This is a genomic window from Sphingomonas montana (assembly GCF_001956315.1).
In the GTDB taxonomy this organism is placed as follows: Bacteria; Pseudomonadota; Alphaproteobacteria; order Sphingomonadales; family Sphingomonadaceae; genus Sphingomonas_R; species Sphingomonas_R montana.
In genome coordinates this window covers 19,202-43,268 of record NZ_KV887136.1, presented here as the reverse complement: position 1 = coordinate 43,268, position 24,067 = coordinate 19,202, and the positions used below count along the sequence as shown (strand labels likewise).

24 protein-coding genes and 1 tRNA gene are annotated in these 24,067 nt (G+C 64.3%); 18 read left to right on the top strand and 7 right to left on the bottom strand.

Annotation, left to right across the window (positions count from 1 at the left end; all coding sequences use genetic code 11):
- Both BKY59_RS17960 and BKY59_RS00505 read right to left on the bottom strand, forming a co-directional pair.
- Positions 1 to 109, bottom strand: a 109-nt coding sequence (locus tag BKY59_RS17960) for a phosphoketolase family protein (RefSeq protein ID WP_276205468.1), incomplete at its 3' end; no start/stop codon positions are given.
- An 88-nt stretch (positions 110 to 197) separates the two neighbouring features.
- A complete protein-coding gene (locus BKY59_RS00505; RefSeq protein WP_076068149.1) occupies positions 198 to 884 on the bottom strand; it encodes an NAD(P)H-dependent oxidoreductase in 687 nt (228 codons plus the stop codon).
- 465 nt (positions 885 to 1,349) lie between these two features.
- Between BKY59_RS00505 and BKY59_RS00500 the strand changes: the two genes are divergently transcribed.
- The 4 genes from BKY59_RS00500 to arsH are packed head-to-tail and all read left to right on the top strand — an operon-like array spanning position 1,350 to position 4,201.
- Positions 1,350 to 1,682, top strand: a complete 333-nt coding sequence (locus BKY59_RS00500) for an ArsR/SmtB family transcription factor (protein WP_076068148.1) — start codon at positions 1,350 to 1,352, stop codon at positions 1,680 to 1,682.
- 11 nt (positions 1,683 to 1,693) lie between these two features.
- Positions 1,694 to 2,122: an arsenate reductase (glutaredoxin) gene (arsC, locus tag BKY59_RS00495; protein WP_076068147.1), complete on the top strand. Its 429-nt coding sequence runs from the start codon at positions 1,694 to 1,696 to the stop codon at positions 2,120 to 2,122.
- Positions 2,122 to 3,408: an arsenic transporter gene (locus tag BKY59_RS00490; protein WP_076068146.1), complete on the top strand. Its 1,287-nt coding sequence runs from the start codon at positions 2,122 to 2,124 to the stop codon at positions 3,406 to 3,408. Before arsC ends, BKY59_RS00490 begins: the two co-directional genes overlap by 1 nt.
- A gap of 40 nt (positions 3,409 to 3,448) precedes the next feature.
- Entirely contained in the window at positions 3,449 to 4,201 is a 753-nt protein-coding gene (gene arsH, locus BKY59_RS00485; RefSeq protein WP_076068145.1) for an arsenical resistance protein ArsH, read from the top strand.
- Between the two features lie 243 nt (positions 4,202 to 4,444).
- On the opposite strand, the gene BKY59_RS00480 is transcribed toward arsH, so the two are convergent.
- Positions 4,445 to 5,347, bottom strand: coding sequence for an SDR family oxidoreductase (locus BKY59_RS00480; RefSeq protein ID WP_076068144.1), 903 nt, complete (start codon positions 5,345 to 5,347; stop codon positions 4,445 to 4,447).
- Between the two features lie 96 nt (positions 5,348 to 5,443).
- Here BKY59_RS00480 and BKY59_RS00475 point away from each other — a divergent pair, with 96 nt between their 5' ends.
- On the top strand, positions 5,444 to 6,280 hold the full coding sequence (locus tag BKY59_RS00475) for a helix-turn-helix transcriptional regulator (RefSeq protein WP_076068143.1): 837 nt from the start codon (positions 5,444 to 5,446) through the stop codon (positions 6,278 to 6,280).
- Positions 6,281 to 7,023: 743 nt separating this feature from the next.
- Here the strand turns inward: BKY59_RS00475 and BKY59_RS00470 are convergent.
- Together BKY59_RS00470 and BKY59_RS18315 are read right to left on the bottom strand one after the other, a co-directional pair.
- The gene (locus BKY59_RS00470; protein WP_076068142.1) at positions 7,024 to 7,437 is read right to left on the bottom strand and encodes a hypothetical protein; all 414 of its coding nucleotides are present in this window, start codon (positions 7,435 to 7,437) and stop codon (positions 7,024 to 7,026) included.
- 743 nt (positions 7,438 to 8,180) lie between these two features.
- On the bottom strand, positions 8,181 to 8,318 hold the full coding sequence (locus BKY59_RS18315) for a DUF6894 family protein (protein ID WP_420822065.1): 138 nt from the start codon (positions 8,316 to 8,318) through the stop codon (positions 8,181 to 8,183).
- A gap of 538 nt (positions 8,319 to 8,856) precedes the next feature.
- Between BKY59_RS18315 and BKY59_RS00465 the strand changes: the two genes are divergently transcribed.
- Positions 8,857 to 9,207 (top strand): MucR family transcriptional regulator, encoded by a 351-nt coding sequence (locus BKY59_RS00465; RefSeq protein ID WP_076068141.1) that lies wholly within the window; start codon positions 8,857 to 8,859, stop codon positions 9,205 to 9,207.
- A gap of 130 nt (positions 9,208 to 9,337) precedes the next feature.
- Positions 9,338 to 9,526 carry a DUF6771 family protein gene (locus BKY59_RS18310; protein ID WP_076068140.1) on the top strand — a complete coding sequence of 63 codons (189 nt, stop codon included), beginning with the start codon at positions 9,338 to 9,340 and terminating at the stop codon, positions 9,524 to 9,526.
- 48 nt (positions 9,527 to 9,574) lie between these two features.
- Here BKY59_RS18310 and BKY59_RS00455 read toward each other — a convergent pair whose 3' ends face one another.
- Positions 9,575 to 9,793, bottom strand: coding sequence for a hypothetical protein (locus tag BKY59_RS00455; protein ID WP_076068152.1), 219 nt, complete (start codon positions 9,791 to 9,793; stop codon positions 9,575 to 9,577).
- Between the two features lie 285 nt (positions 9,794 to 10,078).
- Here BKY59_RS00455 and BKY59_RS17540 point away from each other — a divergent pair, with 285 nt between their 5' ends.
- From BKY59_RS17540 to htpG, 5 genes are all read left to right on the top strand, one after another.
- Positions 10,079 to 10,222 carry a hypothetical protein gene (locus BKY59_RS17540; protein WP_165374771.1) on the top strand — a complete coding sequence of 48 codons (144 nt, stop codon included), beginning with the start codon at positions 10,079 to 10,081 and terminating at the stop codon, positions 10,220 to 10,222.
- Positions 10,223 to 10,452: 230 nt separating this feature from the next.
- Positions 10,453 to 10,626: a DUF3489 domain-containing protein gene (locus BKY59_RS17000; RefSeq protein ID WP_083671787.1), complete on the top strand. Its 174-nt coding sequence runs from the start codon at positions 10,453 to 10,455 to the stop codon at positions 10,624 to 10,626.
- Positions 10,626 to 11,018 carry a DUF2924 domain-containing protein gene (locus tag BKY59_RS00445; RefSeq protein WP_240499892.1) on the top strand — a complete coding sequence of 131 codons (393 nt, stop codon included), beginning with the start codon at positions 10,626 to 10,628 and terminating at the stop codon, positions 11,016 to 11,018. The genes BKY59_RS17000 and BKY59_RS00445 overlap by 1 nt, the downstream gene beginning before the upstream one ends.
- Complete coding sequence (locus tag BKY59_RS00440; RefSeq protein ID WP_206361993.1) at positions 11,011 to 12,624, top strand: recombinase family protein; 1,614 nt, start codon at positions 11,011 to 11,013, stop codon at positions 12,622 to 12,624. Before BKY59_RS00445 ends, BKY59_RS00440 begins: the two co-directional genes overlap by 8 nt.
- A 129-nt stretch (positions 12,625 to 12,753) precedes the next feature.
- A complete protein-coding gene (gene htpG, locus BKY59_RS00435) occupies positions 12,754 to 14,637 on the top strand; it encodes a molecular chaperone HtpG (protein WP_076068138.1) in 1,884 nt (627 codons plus the stop codon).
- Between the two features lie 301 nt (positions 14,638 to 14,938).
- Here the strand turns inward: htpG and BKY59_RS00430 are convergent.
- Positions 14,939 to 15,025: transfer RNA gene (locus tag BKY59_RS00430), tRNA-Leu, on the bottom strand.
- Positions 15,026 to 15,158: 133 nt separating this feature from the next.
- On the opposite strand from BKY59_RS00430, the gene BKY59_RS00425 reads away from it, so the two are divergent.
- From BKY59_RS00425 to gltB, 6 genes are all read left to right on the top strand, one after another.
- Positions 15,159 to 16,100: a complex I NDUFA9 subunit family protein gene (locus BKY59_RS00425; protein ID WP_076068150.1), complete on the top strand. Its 942-nt coding sequence runs from the start codon at positions 15,159 to 15,161 to the stop codon at positions 16,098 to 16,100.
- Complete coding sequence (locus tag BKY59_RS00420; protein WP_076068137.1) at positions 16,100 to 16,903, top strand: undecaprenyl-diphosphate phosphatase; 804 nt, start codon at positions 16,100 to 16,102, stop codon at positions 16,901 to 16,903. Before BKY59_RS00425 ends, BKY59_RS00420 begins: the two co-directional genes overlap by 1 nt.
- A gap of 157 nt (positions 16,904 to 17,060) precedes the next feature.
- Positions 17,061 to 18,515, top strand: a complete 1,455-nt coding sequence (locus BKY59_RS00415; RefSeq protein WP_076068136.1) for an NAD(P)-dependent oxidoreductase — start codon at positions 17,061 to 17,063, stop codon at positions 18,513 to 18,515.
- Entirely contained in the window at positions 18,512 to 18,808 is a 297-nt protein-coding gene (locus BKY59_RS00410; RefSeq protein WP_076068135.1) for a nucleotidyltransferase domain-containing protein, read from the top strand. Before BKY59_RS00415 ends, BKY59_RS00410 begins: the two co-directional genes overlap by 4 nt.
- Positions 18,805 to 19,284 (top strand): hypothetical protein, encoded by a 480-nt coding sequence (locus tag BKY59_RS00405; RefSeq protein WP_076068134.1) that lies wholly within the window; start codon positions 18,805 to 18,807, stop codon positions 19,282 to 19,284. The genes BKY59_RS00410 and BKY59_RS00405 overlap by 4 nt, the downstream gene beginning before the upstream one ends.
- Before the next feature lie 47 nt (positions 19,285 to 19,331).
- Entirely contained in the window at positions 19,332 to 23,858 is a 4,527-nt protein-coding gene (gene gltB / locus BKY59_RS00400) for a glutamate synthase large subunit (RefSeq protein WP_076068133.1), read from the top strand.
- Positions 23,859 to 24,067: the final 209 nt, after the last annotated feature.

Below are 24,067 nucleotides of genomic sequence, written 5' to 3'. Positions count from 1 at the left end.
CCAGCATCGCATTGTCGCGCAGATAGATCTGGCCGACGGACAGGTAGTTGGCGGCCCGCCAATACCCGTTCATCCGCCGCAACCTCTCAGCATCGAGGGGGCTTTCCATGGCATCTGCCGAGGCGGCCTGCATCGTAAATGCCATGATCATATCCTTCGAAGGGTTTGCCGATTCGACCGCACGGTGGATGGCGGCATCACCGGGAAAACTGACGTGCCAGCGTCGGATCGCGCATCATCGCAGCTTCGCCGAAGGCGATCTGCGCGCAGGTGCGTTGCGCCTGCCGGGACACTTCGCGAAGATGCACGTCCGCCGAACGCTTATCGAGGTCGGCTGCGATCTGGCCGAAGCGCTTGTGCTCGTTGGAAAGCATTCCAAAGGCGCGGACGATGTAGTTGTCGAATACGCTGTCGAGCCCGCGCTCCTGCCCTTCTCGCGCAAGCCATACATTCGTCATGGCGGAGGTGGTGAAGCTGAGCAGTCGCCGGTTGGCGAGCAGGACGCCGAACTCCGGGTGCAGAACACCTTCAGGCACCATACCGGCACCGAGCACCCGCTCGACATAGCCCTTCATCATCGCCGGCGCCGACCCGAACCAGATCGGATAGATCAGAACGAAGACGTCGCTGCCCGCGAGGGCACCAAGTTCGACAGCAACGTCGCGCGACAGCGCCCAATTACCAAGCGCAGCCCGCTCGGTCTTTCTGAGAACGGGATCGAAGCCGAGTGCGTAGAGATCCCGGAAAACCACCGTCTGGCCTGCTGCGAGGACGGCGTCACGATAAGTGTTTGCGATCGCGTGATCGAAGCTGCCCGGATCGGGATGACACAGGATGACGGCATGCTGCCCGTTCCGTGCCTCTACCGTTGCCTGCAAGGTCATTTGACGTCTCGATCTTCGGCGCGGCACGGCTGGCGGCGGCGCATGTCGCACCGTCCCTATCAAGCGCCACTGCGAGGAAACTTAGTGCTACGCGAAAGCGTCGCTACGGATGACCCTCGGAAACTACGTGGTCCGACCGTTTAATGGTTCTGATGGTTTCGCCAGCCCGGTCGTCACCCGATCCGAGTATCAAATTACTTCGTTTCAGTGGCCGAAATGTGAACCCAATGCGGGTCGCATTCTGATTGCGCCAGCCGGTCCGCACCGACCCACAGCCGGACGTTCGCGCGCCCTTTCCCGCTCCCTAATTTCGGACGCCCGTTCATCGTCTTGATGCGCCAGGTTTCCCTCCCGGCTTCTATTCGCGGTTGTCGCAATCTGGTGGACAGCGGACTGACGGCAGAGCCGCAGGGCGTGCTTCAACGATCCACTGGCCAAGCCAAATATATCCGCTATGCTGGATACATGGATAATGATTCGGCCATCGTCGCCCTCGGCGCGCTCGCGCAGGGTACCCGCCTCGACGTGTTTCGCCTCCTGGTCCGGCACGAGCCGACTGGCATGGCGGCGGGCGAGATCGCCCGTCAGCTCGACGTGCCGCAGAACACCATGTCCGCGCATCTTGGGATTCTTGCGCGCGCCGGTATCGTCCGATCCGAACGGCACAGCCGGTCGATCATCTACCGCGCCGACCTCGACGGCCTGCGGGCACTGACGCTGTTCCTGGTCAAGGACTGCTGTGCCGGCTCGCCCGAGCTGTGCGCGCCCCTCCTCGCCGAACTCACCCCCTGCTGCTGAAGGGACGCGCCATGGCCGTCGACGTCGTCATCTACCACAACCCCGCTTGCGGCACGTCGCGCAACACGCTGGCAATGATCCGCAACGCCGGCATCGAGCCGCACGTCGTGGAATATCTGAAGACCCCGCCCTCCCGCGCCCTGCTGGTCGAACTGATAAACCGCGCCGGCATGACGCCCCGCGATCTGCTGCGCGAGAAGGGCACGCCCTACGCCGAGCTCGGCCTCGGCGACGCCTCGCTAACCGACGACGCTCTGCTCGACGCCATGATGGCGCACCCAGTCCTCATCAACCGGCCGTTGGTCGTCTCGCCGCTCGGCGTCAGGCTCTGCCGCCCATCGGAGGCCGTCCTCGACCTGTTGCCTGAGCCTCAGCGGGGCGCGTTCGCCAAGGAGGACGGGGAACAGGTGGTGGACGCCTGCGGACAGCGCATCGACTGATGATCCTCGCCCTCGCCATCTTCGTCGTCACGATCGTGCTGGTCATCTGGCAGCCCCGCGGCCTCGGCATCGGGTGGAGCGCAGTGGGCGGCGCGGCCGTGGCGCTGCTCGCCGGGGTGGTCTCGCTCTCCGACGTCCCGGTGGTGTGGGGCATTGTCTGGAACGCGACGGCAACGTTCGTCGCGATCATCATCGTCAGCCTACTGCTCGATGAGGCAGGTTTTTTCGAATGGGCGGCGCTCCACGTCGCGCGCTGGGGCGGCGGGCACGGCCGACGGCTGTTCATCCTGATCGTCCTCCTCGGCGCAGCCGTCTCGGCGCTGTTCGCCAACGACGGCGCGGCGCTGATCCTGACGCCGATCGTCATCGCGATGCTGCGGGCGCTCGGCTACCGCGACAGGGCCACGCTGGCGTTCGTCATGGCGGCGGGCTTCGTGGCCGACACGGCCAGCCTGCCCCTGATCGTCTCCAACCTGGTCAACATCGTGTCGGCCGACATCTTCCGCATCGGCTTTGCCGACTACGCCTCGGTGATGGTGCCGGTGGACCTCGCGTCGATCGCCGCGACGCTGGTTGTGCTGCTGCTGTTCTTCCGCCGCGACGTGCCGACCAGTTACGACGTCGCGCAGCTTCGCACACCGGCCGACGCGATCCGAGATCCTGCCACGTTCAAGGCGGGGTGGATCGTCCTCGCCGCCCTCCTGGCCGGCTTCTTCCTGCTCGAACCCATCGGCGTCCCGGTCAGCGCGGTCGCCGCTGCCGGCGCGGTCCTGCTACTCGTCGTCGCAGCACGCGGCCACGTCATCGAGACCCGCGAGGTGCTGCGCGGCGCACCCTGGCAGGTCGTCATCTTCTCGCTCGGCATGTATCTGGTCGTGTACGGGCTGCGCAACGCAGGCCTGACCGACCACCTCGCCGGTCTCCTCGACCGTGCCGCCCAGGGCGGCGTGTGGGGCGCGGCGTTCGGCACCGGCATCATCGCTGCGCTGCTGTCGTCGGTGATGAACAACATGCCGACGGTCCTGGTCGGTGCCCTGTCGATAAACGCCACCCACGCCACGGGCGCCGTCCGCGAGGCGATGATCTACGCCAACGTGATCGGCTGCGACCTTGGCCCCAAGATCACGCCGATCGGTTCGCTCGCGACGCTGTTGTGGCTGCACGTCCTCGGGCAGAAGGGCATCCGCATCGGCTGGGGCTACTATTTCAGGATCGGCGCGACCCTGACCGTCCCGGTGCTGCTCGTGACGCTCGCCGCGCTGGCGCTGCGGCTCGGTGCCGCCTGATGCAGCGGCATCGGACCAACCCTACAGGACACACCCCCTGATGCCCTTACGCACGCTCTCCGACCCCGACCACCTGCCCGCGCTCGATCGCCGGTACGCGCTCGACCGGCCAGCAATCGGACTGGGTGCGGGGGACCCGCGCCCGCGCATCCTGCTGCTCTACGGCTCCCTGCGGGAGCGGTCGTATTCCCGGCTGTGCGTCGAGGAAGCGGCGCGCCTGCTGCGGTTCTTCGGTGCCGAAACGCGCATTTTCGACCCCTTGACCCTGCCTCTGCCCGACCAGGTGGCCGGCGACGACCATCCGGCCGTCCACGAACTGCGCGAGCTGTCGATGTGGTCGGAGGGGCATGTGTGGTGCAGCCCCGAGCGGCACGGTCAGATCACCGCCATCATGAAGCTGCAGGTCGACCACCTGCCGCTTTCAATGGGCGGGATGCGCCCGACGCAGGGCCGAACCCTCGCCGTCATGCAGGTGTCAGCCGGATCACAGTCGTTTAACAGCGTGAACACACTGCGCGTCCTCGGCCGCTGGATGCGAATGGTGACCATTCCGAACCAGTCGAGCGTCGCCAAGGCGTTCGAGGAGTTCAACGAAGCGGGACGCATGAAGCCGTCCAGCTACTACGATCGCATCGTCGACGTGATGGAGGAGCTGGTCCGCTTCACGATCTTGCTGCGACCGCACGCCGCCCAACTGGTCGACCGGTATTCAGAGCGGAAGGACGCCGGCGTCCCGATCAACGTGGCGACCGACCTGTCGAACATAGCGACGGCACCGCAGAAACCTGGCTGACTGAATGGCATCTCTTGGCTCAGCTGTCATAATTCGGACGATTGCCCGTGAGCATCGACGGGCACCCGTATCCTTGGCCGCCAGGACCCATATAAGCGGTCATTTAAGGCCACGCAGGCGGCACCTGAAACCGGACGTTTGTTCAAGTCGCCTGCCAAAGATGATGCGATTGACTTGGGACGGCAGGCAAGCCCGTTATGCACCAGCCGATGCTACTACCAGCGGCGGACAACGGGCGGTCGGTCACACGGCTACCGGAACGGAATAGTCCATCTTGGCAAGATCGCTGAGCAGATCGGGACCGGTAGGCTTCCATCCCAACCGCGCCTGCGTCCAAGTACTCGATGCGGTCATTTCGAGTGCGGCAAAGGGCGCCATCCAGCCGAAGTAATGCTCGATGTCGTCGTCTCCAACCGAGCGGACCGGCAGTCCGGTACCTTGGCCGATCGCTTCGGCGATGGTGCGCGCTTCGACGCCCTCTTCTGCCGAAGCGTGGTATCTCGCTCCTGGTTCGCCACGTTCGAGAGCCAGAACGTAGAGCTTGGCGACGTCGCCGACGTGTGCGGCAGCCCAGCGCGTGGTGCCCTCACGTACATACGCCATCGCTCCGGCACGGCGCGCCTCCGCAACTAGCGGCGTGATCAACCCCGCCTTGTTGGTGTCGTGCACCTGTGGCAGCCGGATAGTGCGTACATCGATGCGACGGGCGATCAGCGCTGCGGCGGCGAGCTCGGTGACGATGCGCGGATTGGCGTGGAGCGGGTTGAGTATGTCCTCAGTCGCAGGACCGCCGTTGCGCGGCGTGCCGATGCCAATCCCTGAGGTGATCAGGATCGGCTTGTCCGTCCCCATCAGCGCATCGCCCATCGCCGTGATGTTGCGTTCGTCCTTCGCGGTATTTGCGAGGAAGGCCTCGAAGTTGTGGTCGAACGCGCAATGGATGACCGCGTCTGCCGCAGCCACGCCGCTGGCGAGTGTCTCAGGCTGTTCCAGATCACCACGATGAACTTCGACACCGACCGCCTCGAGCTGCATAGCGCCAGCATCGGAGCGAGTAAGCCCGAGCACGTGGTGGCCGCGACCGAGAAGCTCTGGGATGACGTGAGAGCCGATAAAGCCGGTCGCACCGGTCAAAAAAACGCGCATGGGTGATCTCTTGGTTGCATGGCGACCATATTCGCCCACCCGCTTCCGTGTTAAAGTAGTGATATTATCGTGGTATAAGCATTAATAGGATCGTCCGTGACCGGCGACGTCACCAATCCGCTCGGCACCTATCTGCGGGATCGCCGCACCCGGCTCGACCCTGCGGCATTTGGGTTTGTCGGCGGACGGCGCCGCACACCCGGTTTGCGTCGCGAGGAGGTGGCGAACCGCGCGAACATCAGCCCGACCTGGTACACCTGGCTCGAGCAGGGCCGAGGCGGTGCGCCATCGGCCGACGTCCTTGATCGCATCGCGAAAGGTTTGATGCTCACCGAACCGGAACGCGAGCACATCTACATGCTCGGTCTCGGACGTCCGCCAGAGGCACGCTACCAGCCTGTCGAGGGGATCACGCCGCGGCTTCAGCGCGTACTCGACGGAATGGTTCTGAGCCCTGCGATCATCAAGACAGCGATGTGGGATGTGGTGGGCTGGAATCGAGCAGCGGCGGTACTGCTGACCGACTATGGCAAGCTGCCGCGAGAGGGGCGCAACATCCTTCGGCTGATGTTTGCCAGCGACCATGTCCGTGCCCGTAACGCCGACTTCGACAGCATCGCCCGTTTCGTGGTGGGTGCCTTTCGCGCCGATGTGGCGCGCGCGGGCTCCAGCACCAGCGTCGAAGTCACGAAGCTGGTCACCGAACTATCCCGGCTCAGCTCCGAGTTCGCGGCGCTGTGGGAGGACAACGACGTGGTTGCCCATAGCGACGGGTTGAAGCGCATCCACCATCCGGAAGCGGGGCTGCTGGCGATGGAGTTCTCATCGTTCGCCATTGAAGGACGCCCTGAACTCGGAATGATTATCTACAACCCCGCCTCACCAGACGATGCTCAGCGGCTGCGCATGCTGCTGGATGGACACGAAGGCTAATGGTCCCCAGGTCTTCGTGATGACCCATAAGTCGGCCGTTCGTGAAAGGTTAAGCGGGATGTAAAAGCGGACGTTGGTCCAGGCCAACTTGCCGGTTTCCAAGGCGCTAAGCGGGTTTCCTACCTGCGGCAGCGCCCGAAAGCGGACGGACCGCTCACCACCAAACCCAGACATTCGGCACCTTCGACCCACGAATGTCCACTAACGCCCATTAGCGGACAATCCCCTTCACTCAGCTTGCGCCATCAGCGGACGGTAGGCACGTAATCAGAGGGAAGCTTGTGCTACGGCTGACGCGCCAGACGCGCTACTTTGGGTTGGGATCCACTCGGGCAACCCGTCGTGACCCGCACCATATTTCGATGATCGCGGCATGATCAATGCGAATCGCCTCTGCCACCGCCGCTTCATCGTCGGGACCATCGAAAAACTCGACGCTCATGATCCGGTCTTGTTCATTTAAACGGTATAGACGGTAATCCGGCATAGCACCCTCCCAGCCATCGGACGGGAGCACTTTACCTGCCCTCAGTTGCGGGCGTCCTTAGTTGACCTGCAATTCGTGATTTCTAGACTAATCTTCACGCGTGTAAAGCAGAGTTTGATAACTACTATGCGATTTTAAACGTTAAATTATTTTGTAATTATGAAAACGTAAAGTTGTATTTCGCTCATATCGGATTGATGTCAGACACCCAGACGCACCTCGATCTCGACCAGCATCAGGTTCGCTACTGGCCAGCTCAATATTCGGTCGGGGGCATTTGGTAGGCTGTGCAGGCCGCGAAGGTTGATCCGTTCATGGACGCTGTGAAGCCGTCGACGAGGCGATGCAGCATCTCAGAATAGGTCCGAGTGAGCGAGGTTGCCCTATGGCCGTGCGCCCGGTCGATCTGAGCGCCCCATGCGGCCTGGGAGGGCTGAGGGAGCTCCTGCGGACCATGCCAGTGGATTGAAGCAGGGTCCGTGCCGTGCGCCTGCTCGAAGATCACCATGGCGGACAGGCGGGCGGCCGTCATGTTCACCACGGTGCCGCGCAGGTCCGCATCGTCGCGCATTGATACAATGACCTTGCAGGCCTGTAAGGCAACGACGATGTCTTCAAAAAGCTGGTGACGCTGGATGAGGCGGCCCGAGGAAATGATCTTGGTCAGCATAGCACGGCCCCCGATCGACCTTGACGCAGCCCGTGATGGCGCTGTGGCCCGCGGGATCGGGGGTGGGTCATGCCGCTGCTCCGTTTCAGGAGCGTGGTCGTCGCCGTGATGGCTTGACCCGGATCGCCTGGGGGCGGTTGGTGACATGAGCCGGACGAACTGTCCATCGGTACATTATGGGGCCTACCCTGCGAAGGTAGAGCGCGCGAAACGAAATTGGCCCAAAGATTTTTCCGACTCTACGAAAGAGTCCGGATCAACGCGCCAGCGTCAGTGTTCGGCACCATCGATCTAGGAATCGATGGTCCGGTAACCCGCACCCGCCCGCATCAGCTGCATCTATCAGCGTTGATCTTCCGTCGCGCGCTAACCACCCTGTCGCCGTACAGATGCGCAAGCGTCTTGTGTGCTAATTTCGCGGAAGTATCGGTTGCGAGAACCGAAGCCTGTCGCTCCGCAGCTTCGCGCATTTTGTTATAGGCGAGGTCGTACTGGTCTGTCTCAAACATGGCAGGCACTCGGCACTGCGGGCGGGGGGCATACGCTCACCCTCTGTCGTCACCGTGCTCGCGGCATGGGTGATGGCGATGTGGTCGCATGGCACATTTTAAGCTTCTACCCAACTAAACCGGCTCATGATCGGATGCTAATTCATTCGATGGAACCTTGGCACCAACGAGGCATAGATCAAACAATGTCACCCCATCCGAGTTTGTTACTTTCATTTTCCATTTCGCAGAGTTCTAGAACTCGACGGAGTCATGCTCGCTGATGATTGTTCCTGCCAAGGCTAGTACCTCGCGCTGCGCTACGCGGATGTTCGAAAACTCGTATCCTTCAGAATCATTCTCGCCGTTAATATGAAAATGGTACTGGGGCATGCGCGCACCCTTGCTTTTGACGGGAGCACACTGTGGTCTCTCAATTACCGTGAGCCAGTACAGCGGCGGCAATCTGCAAACGTTACAAGGTCTAGCGCATCCGAATCTTAACACAGACGCATTTCCAGTGGTTTTTTGATTGAGGCTACTCATATGGTTGGCGGACGCGACAAACACCTACGCCCGCTTTCCGCCGCAATGCGACATTCATGATCGTCGGAGCGGACGCTACGGATCGGCCGACGCTTCAACGCCCGCTTCAGACGTTCAGCCCGCTGCCTGCGCCGGTACTGGCTTGCACTGCAACGGCTCCCTTCCCGTTGTCGACGCGATGGATGACGAGTCCTGTTCGAGCTGCTAGATGGTCGGCACACCTCGGAGAATTTACGTGATCGACGACAATTCTAACTTACTGGGCCTGACCACGCAGATTGTAATTTCCGTCGTAGGGAACAGTAATGTTTCGACGGGTGATGTCCCCGGCCTTGTGCAGTCAGTCCATGCCGCTTAGGCTGATTTGGGTAAATCTGAACCGGTTGTGGAACCAACCTATGAGGCGGCGGTTTCGATTAAAAAGTCGTTGGCGAACCCAAACCGCATAATTTCAATGATCGACGGCAGAGGCTATTCGTCGTTGAAACGCCATTTGTCGACGCACGGCCTGACCTTGACCCAATACAAGGAGCAGTATGGTTTGCCCGCGAATTACCCGTCTGTTGCGCCGGGTTACAGCGAGCGACGGCGGGCGATATCGTTGGAGGCCGGTTTGGGGCGCAAGAAGACCGAGCCGGTCGCGGCCGCAAAGCCTGCGGTGAAAAAGCCGGGCCGGAAATCCGCGGTCGAGCGGTTGCGGGACGCTAAGGCCAGTTCGCCAATGTCTCAGGACTGAGCGGCGCCCTTTACGAATGCAAGGCGGAGGGCGTGGCATGCTGCGCTCCAGCGGGTCGTTCCCTTCGGCGTCAGTTCGCGATTGTTTCTGAGGGTTGACCTGTAGGGTTTCGCTTGTTCTTGTTTTGTACATGGACATCGAAACCCGCCGCCTCGCTGAGATCCTTTGCGACTCCCCCATCTGGACAAGGCTCGGCTTGACTGCGCCAGACCCCAGACTTCGTGCACGGGCCGCGGATCGGCTAGCCGAGTATCTTGCCGAAGAATTGGCGCGACCGGATGCGCCGGATGTCCGGCAGATGGTCCTGCCGATGAGCTGACGATCGGCGAAAAGCCGGATCGATAATTTAGTTCTGTCTACGCAAGGCTCAGCTGGTACGTCCAAGAAGCTGACTGACCGCTTCGGCGACGATGGCAACCTCCTGCCCAGTCTCACGCAAACGTTCCGCCATTGCTGCCCGCGCGCTGATGTCGAGCCGGGCGCCCTGCCCCTCTGCGGCTGCCCCGGCGGCATCCTCAAGCCGCGCGGTCATCAGGTAGAAGAGCTTCGCAATTAGCTCGTTCGTCTCATTCGGTTCGCGGTCCACGGCATCCTCCTGCCCGCGCACCAGGACAAGACCGGCTGCGATAGTCCAGACGCAGCTTTCGCGCATTCCGCCACGACCCGCAGAACTGCCTAAAGTCTTCGTATGAAGCGACATTCCACTCGACTTGGGGAGATGTTCGAGCATTGCTGTCGGTGCCAGGCCGCTCGACGGAACCTGCCTCAGCGGGCGCCACCCACCGGGACTGCCCCGCGAGCCTTGCCTCGACGGGGCTCAGGTCAGTGGCAGCGGCATCCCGCCGCGGTCGCAGACCGAAAGAGACATCTCATGGCCCGTCCCTTCAAGCTTACCGACCTTCAGCTCATCCTGCTGGCGGCAGCCGCCCAGCGTAGCGACGGCAGCATCCTGCCCCCGCCAGAACAGGTCAGCGACCAGGGTGCCGTATCCGCAAGGCCATCCCGCCGCTGCTGAAGCACGCGCTGGTCGAAGAGACGTCGGTAACGGACCCGAACTGCAGCTGGCGGCAGAATGGCAAAACCTGCCTTGGGCTGCTCATCACGAATGCGGGACGGGCAAAGATCGCCGCCGATGAAACGGAGACCGCGCCCCAAACTCCGGTCGTAACGGACGTGCCGGCTAGCGCCGAAGCCGCCGTAGTTGAGACCACCCTCCCGGCTACCCAGCCCGGCAGCAAGATCGACATGGTTGCGCAGCTACTCCGACGTGACGACGGTGCCAGCCTGGACGAGCTGGTCCACGTCACCGGCTGGCTGCCGCATACCACCCGCGCGGCACTGACCGGCCTGCGCAAGAAGGGTCATGCGATCATCCGCAGCGGCGAGACCGGCGCCACCCGCTACCATTTGGCAGCCTGATGCGGATCGAGGAGAAGCTTGCCCGGCTGACGACATTGTCGCCAGCCGATCTGCGTGCCGAATGGATGCACGCCTACAAGGTCCCTGCCCCCAGGCTCTCGCCGGACCTGCTGCGACTGGGCATCGCCTTCCGTCTGCAGGAGAAGGCGTACGGCAAGTTGCCGACACGGGTCGCACGCTCGTTGACCCGGCCTGCCGCCGCTGCCCGCACGGTCAAGCCCGGCACTCAGCTCGTGCGCAGCTGGAACGGGCGCACGCTCGACGTGCTGGCAACGGAAGACGGCTTCCTGCTCGACGGAGAACGCTACCGCTCGCTGTCCGCCATTGCCCGCCACGTCACCGGCACAGCTTGGTCGGGGCCGCGCTTCTTCGGGCTGAACGCCGGTGGCTAAGGCTGCGCGTCGCCCGACCAGTAGCATCGCAACGGGACCGCGCACGATCCGCTGCGCGGTCTATACGCGCAAGTCGACCGAGGAAGGGCTCGACCAGGCGTTCAACAGCCTCGATGCGCAACGTGAAGCGTGCGAGGCCTATGTGCTGAGCCAGCGCCACGAGGGTTGGGTGCTGATTAGAGACCCGTATGACGATGGCGGCTTCTCCGGCGGCAATCTCGAGCGGCCGGGACTGAAGCGGCTGATGGCGGATGTCGAAGCCGGCAAGGTCGACGTCATTGTCGTGTACAAGGTCGACCGACTGACCCGAGCCCTGTCCGACTTCGCGAAGATCGTTGAGGTGCTGGATGCCCGCGGTGCCTCATTCGTCTCGGTGACGCAGGCGTTCAACACAACCACCAGCATGGGGCGGCTGACCTTGAACGTGCTGCTGTCCTTTGCCCAGTTCGAGCGTGAGGTCACCGGCGAACGGATCCGCGACAAGATTGCGCAGTCCAAGGCCAAGGGCATGTGGATGGGGGGCCCTGTACCGCTCAGCTACCGCGTCGAGGACCGGTTGCTCGTCGTTGACGAGGATGACGCTCGCACCGTCCGTCACATTTTTGAACGCTACGTGGCACTCGGCTCCGGCAGGGCGCTTATCGACGAGCTGCGCAGCGACGGGTACCGCACCAAGGTCCGTCAGCAAGCGAACAGGCCAGCGCTCGGTGGCGTGCCCTTCGGGCGAGGCATGCTGTTCAACATGCTCGGCAACCGGATCTACCTTGGCGAGATCGTCCACAAGGGGGTCGCAGTGAACGGGGCGCATCTGCCAATCATCTTACCCGAACTGTGGGACCAGGTGCAGCACACACTCGCGGCCGGCCAGGTCAAGCGTAAGTCCGGCAAGCGCTACCGCTACTACATCACGCCCGCATCCGAACTGATCGAGCACGGCCCTGCCGAGGCGCGCTTGCCCGCTGGCGACATTGAGGCGGTCGTTGTCGAACGGTTGCGCGCACTGCTTGCATCATCCCACCAGCATCGTCGCATCTTACCGACCCAGCTGCCTGCGCAGACCATCGCGAGCGTTATCGAGATCGCGGCTGATATAGCCGACAAGCTCGCCGGGCACTATGGACGTCACACCCTTGTCGGCGCGCTAGTCCAGCGTGTCACGCTGGATGACGAACGCGTCCGCATCACCATCGCACGTCCCGCTCTGCTGGGAGCGCTCGGCATCGAAGACAATGACAGCGACGAACCGGTCGAGCTTACCGTTCCAACCGTCCGTATCCGGCATGGCAAGGACGTCAAGCTGGTGATGACCAACGGGGATGGAACTGTCGCACGCCGAGATGAGACGCTCGTCACATTGCTGGCAGATGCTGCTGCCGCACGCGCGGCTGTCACCGCAGCGCCCGAGACATCTATCAAGATGCTGGCGAGCATTAGCGGCCAGTGCAGTACACGTATGTCCCGGCTGGTCCGGCTCTCCTGGCTGGCGCCCGAGATCGTCCGTACCATCAGTGAAGGTCGGCATCCTCCGACGCTGACCCCGGCCAGGCTGCTGGCGATGGAGCTGCCTGCCTGCTGGACCCAGCAGAAGACCTTGCTCGGGATCTAACGCAATTCCCGGGCAGGATCGATGCAGGTCATGTTGTCCCGCGCCCGCGACCACATTTGCCAATCTTGACCGGCAGCGATGACAGTCCCAACTCCGCTGCGGCATCAACAGGGAAGTCCCAAACACATCATGACGACGATCACCGCACCCGTAAGCCACGCATTCGAAGCCGACGTTGCCAAGCTGCTCCACCTGATGGTGCACTCGGTCTATTCCGACAAGAATGTGTTTTTGCGCGAGCTGGTCTCCAACGCGGCCGACGCCTGCGAGAAGCTTCGCTACGAAGGCATCGCGAACCCGGCACTGCTTGGCGAAGATCCGGCACCGCGGATCACGGTCACGCTGGATTCAGATAACAGCCGCCTCATGATCGAAGACAATGGAATCGGCATGAACACTGCCGATCTCGCCGATGCGCTTGGCACGATCGCACGGTCGGGCACCAAGAGCTTCATGGAACGGATCGCGAGTGCCGGAGGCAGCGAGGGAACGCAGCTGATCGGCCAGTTCGGTGTCGGCTTTTATTCGGCGTTCATGGTTGCCGAGAAGGTCGACGTGATCTCGCGCAAGGCAGGTGAGGCAGAAGCGGCGATCTGGTCGTCCGATGGCCTCGGCAGCTACACGATCGCTCCCATCGATGTGCAGGAAGCACCTGCCCGTGGCACGCGCGTCGTCCTACATCTGATGGAGGATGCCAAGGAGTATGCCGAGCGATACCGGATTGAGCAGACGATCAAGTCGCAGTCCGGCCATGTCCCGGTTCCGATTTCCTTGCGCGAGAAGCCCGATGCCGAGCCGGTTAAGATCGCCGATGGCGCTGCGCTGTGGACCAAGTCCCGTTCTGCGGTCTCGGAAGCTGACTATGCTGATTTTTACCGCAGCGTTTCGGGTCAGTTCGATGATCCGGCGCTGACGCTGCATTACCGCGCCGAGGGCCGTCACGAATATTCGGTGCTCGCCTTCGTGCCCTCGACGAAACCGTTCGACCTGTTCGATCCCGATCGTTCGGGCCGCATGAAGCTCTACGTCAATCGCGTCTTCATCACCGATGAAGCCGAGTTGCTGCCGCGCTATATGCGTTTCGTACGCGGGCTGGTGGACTCGTCCGACCTGCCGCTCAACATGTCGCGCGAGATGATCCAGGAAAGCCCGATCCTCGCGACGATCAAGAAAGGCGTTACCGGAAAGATTCTCTCCGAACTGGAGAAGCGCGCCACGGCGGACAGCGATGCCTACCTCAAGATCTGGGAGACCTTCGGCGCGGTACTGAAGGAAGGTTTGTACGAAGATTACGAGCGCCGCGCGACACTGCTCAACCTCGCGCGCTTCAAGACGACCGCTTCAGAAGGCGGCTGGCGATCGCTTGCGGACTATGAGTCGTCCATCAAGGAGAACCAGACGGCCATCTTCTATGCCACCGGCAACGATCTGGATCGTCTCGCAACCTCCCCTCAGCTTGAGGGCTTCCGCGCACGGGGTGTCGAGGTCCTGCTGCTTCCCGACCAGGTCGACAGTTTTTGGGTGACGTCCGGCATCGATTACAAGGGCAAGCCGTTCAAATCGGTGACCCAGGGCGCAGCGGATCTCGGGCTGATCCCGCTGCCCGAGGGAAGCTCCGCGCCGACCGCTGAAGCAAGCGAGCAGGTCACGTCGTTTCTTAGCTTCGTCAAGGCCACCCTCGACGATGCAGTTTCAGACGTTCGAACTTCGGACCGGCTGACCGATAGCGCTGTCTGCCTGGTCGCGTCGGAAAGCGGGATGGACCGCGAACTCGAACGACTGCTTGCGGCGTCAGGACGCGCGCCGGAGGCAGCCAAGCCTGTACTGGAGATCAACCCTCGCCACGAGCTGATCATAAGGCTTGCCGGCCTTGGTGACGCGGATGCGGACTTCCGGGCGGATGTTGCACGGTTGTTGTTCGACGAAGCGCAGATTGCCGACGGCGAGCAACCGGTAGATCCACGTGGTTTCGCGGCGCGCCTCGCGCGAGTCATCACGCGCGCGCTGCCATGACTCGCCAGGGCAATCCGGTTCGTTAACCCCCAATACGACGAACCAGCGGGGCGGCCGAATGGCCGCTCCGTTTTCGTTCAGTAGCTATCCGGTCGACTGCGCCGGCTGTCGGACGCCTAGACAATGTGGAGTTTGGAATTCGGCCACTGCAGACCGCGCACCGTTTCTGCGCCTGAAACCGCGTTCGTGTCGGTCTCACGTCTCCACACGCACATGTGGAGGCCGCCAAAGCCCCGGAAAAGCGGGGAGATTTTCGGGGTTGCCCGAAGGCTAAGTCAATGATTCAGCATAACAAAAATATTGGTGCCCAGAAGAGGACTCGAACCTCCACGACCTTGCGATCGCCAGCACCTGAAGCTGGTGCGTCTACCAATTCCGCCATCTGGGCACGGGGTAGGAGGGAGCCTCTAGGGGGGCGGCATGAACCTTGTCAACGGCTTCTTGCACGGGCAATGGGTCGGCACCGGATTTTCTTGATGGAATCTCGGCAGCATATCATCCGGACGGACGGGAATCGATCGATGGCAGGGTTGGTGACGATCTTCGGCGGCGGGGGCTTTCTGGGCCGCTACGTCGTACAGGAATTGCTGAAGGCCGGGGCACGCGTCCGCGTCGCCGGGCGCGATCCGAAGAATGCGTGGTTCCTCAAACCGCTGGGCGGCGTTGGCCAGACTCAGTTCGTCGCGGTCGACATCACCCGCGCGGACAGCGTTGCGCGGGCGGTCCAGGGGTCGACCGCGGTCATCAACCTCGTCGGCCTGCTCGCCGGGCGGTTCGATGCGGTCCATGTCGGCGGCGCGCGCAACTTGGCGGAGGCCGCACAGGCCGCCGGTGCCGGCGCGCTGGTGCAGGTCTCGGCGATCGGTGCCGATCCCGCCGCCGCCAGCGCCTATGCGCGCAGCAAGGGCGAAGGCGAGGCCGCCGTCCGCGCCGCATTCCCCAACGCCACCATCGTCCGCCCGTCGATCCTGTTCGGGCCGGAGGACATGTTCGTGAACAAGTTCGCGCAGATGGCGCGAATGCTGCCGATCCTGCCCGTCCTGCGCGCCCCGGCGCTGTTCCAGCCGGCATTCGTCGCCGATGCGGCCAGGGCCATCGCCCGCGCCGCGCTCGATCCGCTGACCTATGGCGGTCGCACGTTCGAACTGGGCGGGCCGGACCGGATCAGCATGGAAGGGCTCAATCGCTGGATCGCGGGCGCGATCGGCCGGTCCCCCGCCATCGTCGCGATCCCGGATCAGGTCGGCGCGCTCATGGCGAAGGCCGGCCGCTTCATCCCCGGCGCGCCGATCACCTGGGACCAGTGGCTCATGCTGCAATCCGACAATGTCGTGGCGCCCGGTGCCGAAGGGTTCGCGGCGTTCGGTATCGATCCCGTTCCGCTTGCCGCGGTCGCGCCCGGCTGGCTCGTCCGCTATCGCCGCCACGGCCGCTTCGCCACGGTCGGCGGGACCAACGCCTGATGGACCATTCGCTGCTCGTCATCGTCCTGCTTGGCATTGTCGAAGGACTGACCGAATTCATCCCGGTGTCCTCGACCGGCCATCTGTTGCTGGCGGGCGAGCTGCTCGGCTTCAACTCCGCGTCGTCGGCGACGTTCGACATCGTGATCCAGCTGGGCGCGATCCTGGCGGTCGTGGTGCTGTATGCCGGCCGGTTCATCGCGGTCGGCGCGGGGCTGGCGCGCCGCGATCCGCAATCGATCCGCTTCACGCGCAACGTCGTGCTCGGCTTCCTGCCCGCGCTGCTGATCGGTGCGGTCGCCTATGGATCGATCAAGGCGCTGATGCAGACGCCGATGGTCGTCGCCGTGGCACTCGTCTTGGGCGGCATCGCCATCCTTGTGATCGAACGGCGCGTCATGCGTGGCGCGGTTCATTCGGTCGAGGACATGCCGCTCCGCACCGCGCTGGGCGTCGGCATCGTCCAGTGCCTGTCGATGATCCCCGGCGTGTCGCGCTCCGGTGCCACCATCATGGGCGCGCTCAGCCTGGGGGTCGATCGCCGGACCGCCGCGGAATACAGCTTCTTCCTCGCCATTCCGGTCATGCTGGCCGCCACCGCGAAGGAACTGTGGGAGACCCGCGCGACGCTCGGCGATACGGACTGGACCGGGATTGCGGTTGGCTTCGTCGTGTCGTTCGTCGTCGCCTTGATCGTCATCCGCGGCTTTCTGGCCGTCGTTTCGCGCCATGGGTTCGCGCCGTTCGCCTGGTATCGGATCATCGTCGGGACGGCGGCAATCCTCTGGCTATCCCTGCGTTAGGACCGAAACGGCCGCAACTCATACGCGTCTGCAAGCCGTCGCAATCTAAACGGCTGCCAAGCTAGCCAAACGGGACAGCACTCCTGACCTGTCGTGTATTTTGGTCGTGACATAGCCCGCCGGCTGCGACATTCGTGCGCCGGAAGAGGAGCGCACGATGGCAGACAATCCGATGTTGAGCTTCGTTCGGCTCGACCAGCATTATCCCGCAAAGCGCCCGGCGGCCGTCCGCGCGGAGGATTTCGCCGAGATCGCCGATCGCTACGCCCGCGACGATGCCGAACGGCAATCGTCGCGCTGCTCGCAATGCGGCGTTCCCTATTGCTCGACGCACTGCCCGCTCCACAATCACATCCCCGACTGGCTGCGCCTGACCGCCGAGGGTCGGCTGCGCGAGGCATATGAACTCAGCAATGCCACCTCCACCATGCCGGAGATTTGCGGCCGCATCTGTCCGCAGGACCGGCTGTGCGAGGGCAATTGCGTCATCGAATTTTCCGGCCACGGCGCGGTCACGATCGGCTCGGTCGAAAAATACATCACCGACACCGCCTGGGCGGAGGGCTGGGTCGAACCGGTCCACGTCGGGCCGGACCGCGGCCAGTCGATCGGCGTCGTCGGTGCCGGCCCCGCCGGGCTCACCACTGCCGAACTGATGCGCGCGCGCGGGTACGAGGTCCATGTCTACGACCGCCACGACCGCGCTGGCGGGCTGCTGACCTACGGCATTCCCGGCTTCAAGCTGGAGAAGGACGTCGTCATGCGCCGTGTCGAGCGGCTGCGCGACGCCGGCATCGTGTTCCACCACGACTTCGCGGTGGGGCGCGACGCGACGCTTGCCGACCTGCGCGGCCGCCACGACGCCGTCCTGATCGCGACCGGCGTCTACCGCCCCCGCGCCATCAAGGCACCCGGCGTTGGCGCGTCCGGCATTGTCGAATCGCTCGACTATCTCACTGCCTCGAACCGCAAGGGCTTCGGCGACGCGGTCCCGGCCTATGACGATGGCGCGCTCAACGCGGCGGGCAAGGACGTCGTCGTGATCGGCGGCGGCGACACCGCGATGGATTGCGTCCGCACCGCCGTCCGCCAGGGCGCAAAGTCGGTGAAATGCCTCTACCGCCGCGACCGCGCCAACATGCCGGGGTCGCAGCGCGAGGTGAAGAATGCCGAGGAGGAAGGCGTCGAATTTGTCTGGCTCTCCGGGCCCGAGGCATTCCACGGGGACGCGCAGGTGACCGGCGTCGCCGCCACGCGCATGCGGCTCGGCGCCGCCGACGCCTCCGGCCGCCGCGCGCCCGAACCCGACCCCGCCGGCGGCTTCCGGCTCGATGCCGACCTGGTGATCAAGGCGCTCGGCTTCGACGCGGAGGATCTACCGACGCTGTTCGGCTCGAACGAACTGTCGGTCACGCGCTGGGGCACCGTCCGGATCGATCACAAGTCGATGCAGACCTCGATCGACGGCGTCTTCGCGGCCGGCGACATCGTCCGCGGCGCCTCGCTCGTCGTCTGGGCGATCCGCGACGGCCGTGACGTTGCCGACAAGATGCACGCCTACCTCCGCGCCAAGGCAAAGGCCGCGCTGGCGAAGGAACTGGTGCCGGCATGAGGCTCAAGCCGCACGAGGTCAACGCCATCAAGACGGCCGCCGTCGACGCGTTTGGCAAGGATGTGGTCGTCCGCCTCTTCGGCAGTCGCGTGCACGACCATCTCCGCGGCGGCGACATCGACCTGCTGGTCGAGGTCGACGACGACAGCACTGCCGCGCGCGCTGACGGAAGGTTCCTCGCGAAACTCTTCGAGCATATTGACGAGCAGCGGGTGGACATCGTCCATGCCGTCCGCGGTTGCGAACCGACGCCGATCGTCGCGATCGCGCTGCGCGACGGGATCGTCCTGTGACGCAGGATCAGGAACGGCGGCTGCTCGCTGACTATGTCGAAACCTGCCGCCGTCTCGACGCCGGGTTCCGGCGCTCCTGCGATCAGGTCGCGCCACTCATGCCGATGTCCGCCGACGCGATCGCCGCACTCCCGGCGGAGCGCGAAGACCATGTCCTGTCCTTCCTCAAGCGGTTCGAGCAATATGCCGACACGCTGAACCGCACGCTCAAGACGATCGCTCAGATTATGGAACTCGGCCGTGTCGAACGCCTCACCGCGCGCGACATTGCCAACCGGGCGGACAAGTTCGGCATCACCGATGCAGACCTATGGTCCGAGGCGATCCGCACGCGCAACGCCTTGGCGCACGAATATCCGCTCCGCCCCGACAAACAGGCGGAACAGATCAACGCCGCCTGGCGCGCGCACGACACGCTGAACACCACGCTCGCGCAGATCGAGATCTTCGTCCGTACCGAAGGGCTGTCGTCATGATCGTTGATCCCACCCTGCCCCCCTCATCCCGCGACGGGAATGCCACCATGACCGACACCGCCTCCCCCGCCGAACGCGCCCGCATCGCCGAAGTCGGCATGTACCGCCCCGAACTCGAATCCGACGCATGCGGCGTCGGCCTCGTCGCCGCCATCGACGGCCGCGCCTCGCGCCGCGTCGTGGCTGCCGCGATCGAGGCGCTGAAGGCGGTCTGGCACCGCGGCGCGGTCGACGCGGACGGCAAGACCGGCGACGGCGCGGGAATCCATGTCGACCTGCCCGTCCGCTTCTTCGACGACGCGATCGAATATTCGGGCCACGAAACGCTCCCCAACCGGCTCGCGGTCGGCATGATCTTCCTCCCGCGCACCGATCTTGCCGCGCAGGAGGCCTGCCGCACCATCGTCGAATCCGAGATCATCGATTTCGGCTACAGCATCTATGGCTGGCGCCAGGTGCCCGTCGACGTGTCCTGCATCGGCGAAAAGGCGCTGCTGACCCGCCCCGAAATCGAACAGATCATGATCGCCGGCCCGCTGCCCGATGCCGAGGACGCCGCCGAGTTCGAGAAGAAGCTGTACCTCGTCCGCCGCCGGATCGAGCGCAAGGTGATCGAGGCGCAGATCCAGGGCTTCTACATCTGTTCATTGTCGTGCCGGTCGATCGTCTACAAGGGGCTGTTCCTCGCGGAGGAACTGTCGATCTTCTACCCCGACCTGCAGGACGAACGGTTCGTCAGTCGCGTCGCCATCTTCCACCAGCGCTACTCGACCAACACCTTCCCCCAGTGGTGGCTGGCGCAACCGTTCCGCACGCTCGCCCACAACGGTGAAATCAACACGATCCGCGGCAACAAGAACTGGATGAAGAGCCACGAGATCAAGATGGCGTCGCTCGCGTTCGGCGAGCATTCGGAGGAGATCAAGCCGCTGATCCCGGCCGGCGCGTCCGATACCGCGGCGCTCGACGCGGTGTTCGAGGCGATCTGCCGCTCCGGCCGCGACGCGCCCACCGCAAAGCTGATGCTCGTCCCCGAGGCGTGGCAGAACGATCCCGCGCTCGATCCGCAGGTCGCCGCGATGTACCGCTATTTCGGCTCGGTCATGGAACCATGGGACGGTCCCGCCGCCCTCGCCATGACCGACGGCCGCTGGGCCGTGGCCGGCGTCGATCGCAACGCGCTGCGGCCGCTGCGCACCACGCTGACCGCCGATCACCTGCTGATCGTCGGGTCCGAAACCGGCATGGTGCTGGTGCCGGAGGCGACCATCGCCGCCAAGGGCCGCATGGGCCCGGGCCAGATGATCGCGGTCGATCTCGACACCGGCACGTTGTTCATGGATGCCGACATCAAGGCTCGGATCGCCAGCGAACACCCCTATGCCGACTGGGTCGCGGATTTCCGCACGCTGACCGATCTTACGCCGCCGGCCGAGGACGACAGCCCACGATATGCCCGCCCCGATCTGCTCCGCCGCCAGGTTGCGGCCGGGCAGTCGATGGAGGACATGGAGCTGATCCTGAGCGTCCAGGTCGAGGAAGCGAAGGAAGCGATCGGCTCGATGGGCGACGACACGCCGCTGGCCGTCATTTCCGACAAGCCGCGGCTGGTCAGCCAGTTCTTCCGCCAGAATTTCAGCCAGGTCACGAACCCGCCGATCGATCCGTTGCGCGAACGCCATGTGATGAGCCTCCAGACCCGCTTCGGCAATCTGGCCAACATCCTCGATACCGACGCGCAGCAGTCGAACGTCCTCGTCCTGCCCTCCCCCGTCCTCACCTCGCGCGAATGGGCGACGCTGAAGGCCCATTTCGGCGCCTCGTCCGCGACGATCGACTGCACCTTCGGGCAGGATGACGGCCCCGATGCATTGCGCCAGGCGATCGCCCGCATCCGCCGCGACGCCGAACAGGCGGTGCGCGAGGGCCATACCGAACTGTTCCTGACCGACGAGGGCGTCGGGCCGGATCGGGTCGCGATCGCCATGGTGCTCGCCGCCGCCGCGGTCCACACCCACCTCGTCCGCCGCGGGCTGCGCTCCTACGCGTCGATCAACGTGCGGTCGGCCGAATGCCTCGACACCCATTATTTTGCGGTGCTGATCGGCGTCGGCGCCACCACCGTGAACGCCTATCTGGCGGAGGCGGCGATCGCCGACCGCCAGGCGCGCGGCCTGTTCGGCGACCTCTCGCTTGACCAGTGCCTCGCGCGTCACCGCAAGGCGATCGACGAGGGCCTGCTCAAGATCATGTCGAAGATGGGCATCGCGGTCATCAGCAGCTACCGCGGCGGCTATAATTTCGAGGCGGTGGGCCTAAGCCGCGCGCTGGTGAACGACCTGTTCCCCGGCATGCCCGCCAAGATCTCCGGCGAAGGCTATGCCTCGCTGCAACTGAGCGCCATCATGCGCCACGAACTGGCGTGGGACGACACGGTCGTGGCACTTCCCGTCGGCGGCTTCTACCGCCAGCGCGCGGGCGGCGAAGCGCATGCCTATTCCGCGCAGCTGATGCACCTGCTCCAGACCGCGGTCGGCACCGACAGCTACTCGACCTACCTGCAATTCGCGCGCGGGGTGAAGGACCTGCCGCCGATCTATCTCCGCGATCTCATGGAGTTCAACTGGGCCAAGGAGCCGATCGCGATCGACAGCGTCGAGGCGATCACCGAGATCCGCAAGCGCTTCCTCACCCCCGGCATGTCGCTCGGCGCGCTGTCGCCGGAGGCCCACGAAACGCTCGCCATCGCCATGAACCGGATCGGTGCAAAGGCCGTGTCGGGCGAGGGCGGCGAGGACCGCAAGCGCTACACGCCCTACGAAAACGGCGACAACGCGAACAGCGCGATCAAGCAGGTCGCCTCGGGCCGGTTCGGCGTCACCGCCGAATATCTCGGCGCCGCGGAGGAACTGGAGATCAAGGTCGCGCAGGGCGCCAAGCCCGGCGAGGGCGGCCAGCTGCCCGGCTTCAAGGTGACCGAGATGATCGCCCGCCTGCGGCACTCCACGCCCGGCGTCACGCTCATCTCGCCGCCGCCGCATCACGACATCTATTCGATCGAGGATCTGGCGCAGCTCATCTACGACCTGAAGCAGATCAACCCGCGCGCCCGCGTCTGCGTGAAGCTCGTCTCCTCCGCCGGCATCGGCACCGTCGCGGCGGGCGTAGCAAAGGCGCATGCCGACGTCATCCTCGTCTCCGGCCATGTCGGCGGCACCGCGGCATCGCCCCAGACCTCGATCAAATATGCCGGCACGCCCTGGGAGATGGGGCTGTCTGAAACCAATCAGGTCCTGACGCTCAACGGCCTGCGCCACCGCGTGAAGCTGCGCACCGACGGCGGCCTCAAGACAGGGCGTGACATCGTCATCGCCGCGATCCTGGGCGCGGAGGAATTCGGCATCGGGACGCTCTCGCTCGTCGCGATGGGCTGCATCATGGTCCGCCAGTGCCACAGCAACACCTGCCCGGTCGGCGTCTGCACGCAGGACGATGCGCTGCGCGGCAAGTTCGTCGGCACGCCGGAAAAAGTCATCAACCTGATGACCTTCATGGCGGAGGAGGTGCGCGAGATCCTCGCCAAGCTCGGCGTCCGCTCGCTCGACGACATCATCGGCCGCACCGAACTGCTCCGCCAGGTCAGCCGTGGGCACGAGCATCTCGACGATCTCGACCTGAACCCGATCCTGGCCAAGGTCGACGCGGACGACAGCAAGCGCCGCTTTTCCATCGCCACCTTCCGCAACGACGTGCCCGACAGCCTCGATGCGCAGATGATCCTCGACGCACGCGCCGTGTTCGAACGCCGCGAAAAGATGCAGCTGACCTACACCGTCCGCAACACGCATCGCGCGGTCGGCACACGGCTGTCGGCGGAGATCACTGCGAAATACGGCATGTCCGCACTTGCCGACGGCCACGTCACGATCCGCCTGCGTGGCTCCGCTGGGCAGTCGCTCGGCGCGTTCCTCTGCAAGGGGATCAAGCTGGAGGTGTTCGGCGACGCCAACGACTATGTCGGCAAGGGTCTGTCCGGCGGCGTCATCTCGGTCCGCCCGATGGTCTCCTCGCCGCTCGACACGCGCAGCAACACCATCCTCGGCAACACCGTCCTGTACGGCGCAACCAGCGGCAAGCTGTTCGCCGCGGGCCAGGCGGGCGAGCGTTTCGCGGTCCGCAACTCCGGTGCGAACGTCGTCGTCGAAGGCTGCGGCGCCAATGGCTGCGAATACATGACCGGCGGCACCGCGGTGATCCTTGGCGACACGGGCGCGAACTTCGGCGCGGGCATGACCGGCGGCATGGCCTTCGTGCTGGACGAGGACGGCGCCTTCCCCGCCCGCGCCAACCCCGAAAGCATCGTCTGGCAACGCCTGGCGTCCGCGCATTGGGAGGCCCGCCTGAAAGCCATGATCGCCGAACATGCGGTCGCCACCGACAGCCGCTGGGCCAACACCATCCTCGACGACTGGGACCGCTACGCCGGCCATTTCTGGCAGGTCTGCCCCAAGGAAATGCTGACCCGCCTCGACCATCCCCTCGACGACACCCCGGAAGTGCAAGCGGCCGAGTAAGCGCACCAGAAAAGCCCTCCCTCCACCGGGGGGAGGGTTGGGAGAGGGGGAGTGGCAGCGGCCAACTGCAGCACAATCCGAACCCTGCGTTTCGCAAAACACCAACTCATCCCCGCGACCCAAACACCCCAAGCCACGCCCCCTACCCCAACCCTCCCCCCCCCGGTTGGGTGGGGGGCGTGGCTCGACCAAACGTCGCTCCACACGAA

Coding starts and splice junctions, on each gene's coding strand:
- BKY59_RS00505 (WP_076068149.1), bottom strand. CDS start 884: ATGACCTTGCAGGCAACGGTAGAGGCACGGAACGGGCAGCATGCCGTC.
- BKY59_RS00500 (WP_076068148.1), top strand. CDS start 1,350: ATGGATAATGATTCGGCCATCGTCGCCCTCGGCGCGCTCGCGCAGGGT.
- arsC (WP_076068147.1), top strand. CDS start 1,694: ATGGCCGTCGACGTCGTCATCTACCACAACCCCGCTTGCGGCACGTCG.
- BKY59_RS00490 (WP_076068146.1), top strand. CDS start 2,122: ATGATCCTCGCCCTCGCCATCTTCGTCGTCACGATCGTGCTGGTCATC.
- arsH (WP_076068145.1), top strand. CDS start 3,449: ATGCCCTTACGCACGCTCTCCGACCCCGACCACCTGCCCGCGCTCGAT.
- BKY59_RS00480 (WP_076068144.1), bottom strand. CDS start 5,347: ATGCGCGTTTTTTTGACCGGTGCGACCGGCTTTATCGGCTCTCACGTC.
- BKY59_RS00470 (WP_076068142.1), bottom strand. CDS start 7,437: ATGCTGACCAAGATCATTTCCTCGGGCCGCCTCATCCAGCGTCACCAG.
- BKY59_RS18315 (WP_420822065.1), bottom strand. CDS start 8,318: ATGCCCCAGTACCATTTTCATATTAACGGCGAGAATGATTCTGAAGGA.
- BKY59_RS18310 (WP_076068140.1), top strand. CDS start 9,338: ATGGACATCGAAACCCGCCGCCTCGCTGAGATCCTTTGCGACTCCCCC.
- BKY59_RS17540 (WP_165374771.1), top strand. CDS start 10,079: ATGGCCCGTCCCTTCAAGCTTACCGACCTTCAGCTCATCCTGCTGGCG.
- BKY59_RS17000 (WP_083671787.1), top strand. CDS start 10,453: ATGGTTGCGCAGCTACTCCGACGTGACGACGGTGCCAGCCTGGACGAG.
- BKY59_RS00445 (WP_240499892.1), top strand. CDS start 10,626: ATGCGGATCGAGGAGAAGCTTGCCCGGCTGACGACATTGTCGCCAGCC.
- htpG (WP_076068138.1), top strand. CDS start 12,754: ATGACGACGATCACCGCACCCGTAAGCCACGCATTCGAAGCCGACGTT.
- BKY59_RS00425 (WP_076068150.1), top strand. CDS start 15,159: ATGGCAGGGTTGGTGACGATCTTCGGCGGCGGGGGCTTTCTGGGCCGC.
- BKY59_RS00420 (WP_076068137.1), top strand. CDS start 16,100: ATGGACCATTCGCTGCTCGTCATCGTCCTGCTTGGCATTGTCGAAGGA.
- BKY59_RS00415 (WP_076068136.1), top strand. CDS start 17,061: ATGGCAGACAATCCGATGTTGAGCTTCGTTCGGCTCGACCAGCATTAT.
- BKY59_RS00410 (WP_076068135.1), top strand. CDS start 18,512: ATGAGGCTCAAGCCGCACGAGGTCAACGCCATCAAGACGGCCGCCGTC.
- gltB (WP_076068133.1), top strand. CDS start 19,332: ATGACCGACACCGCCTCCCCCGCCGAACGCGCCCGCATCGCCGAAGTC.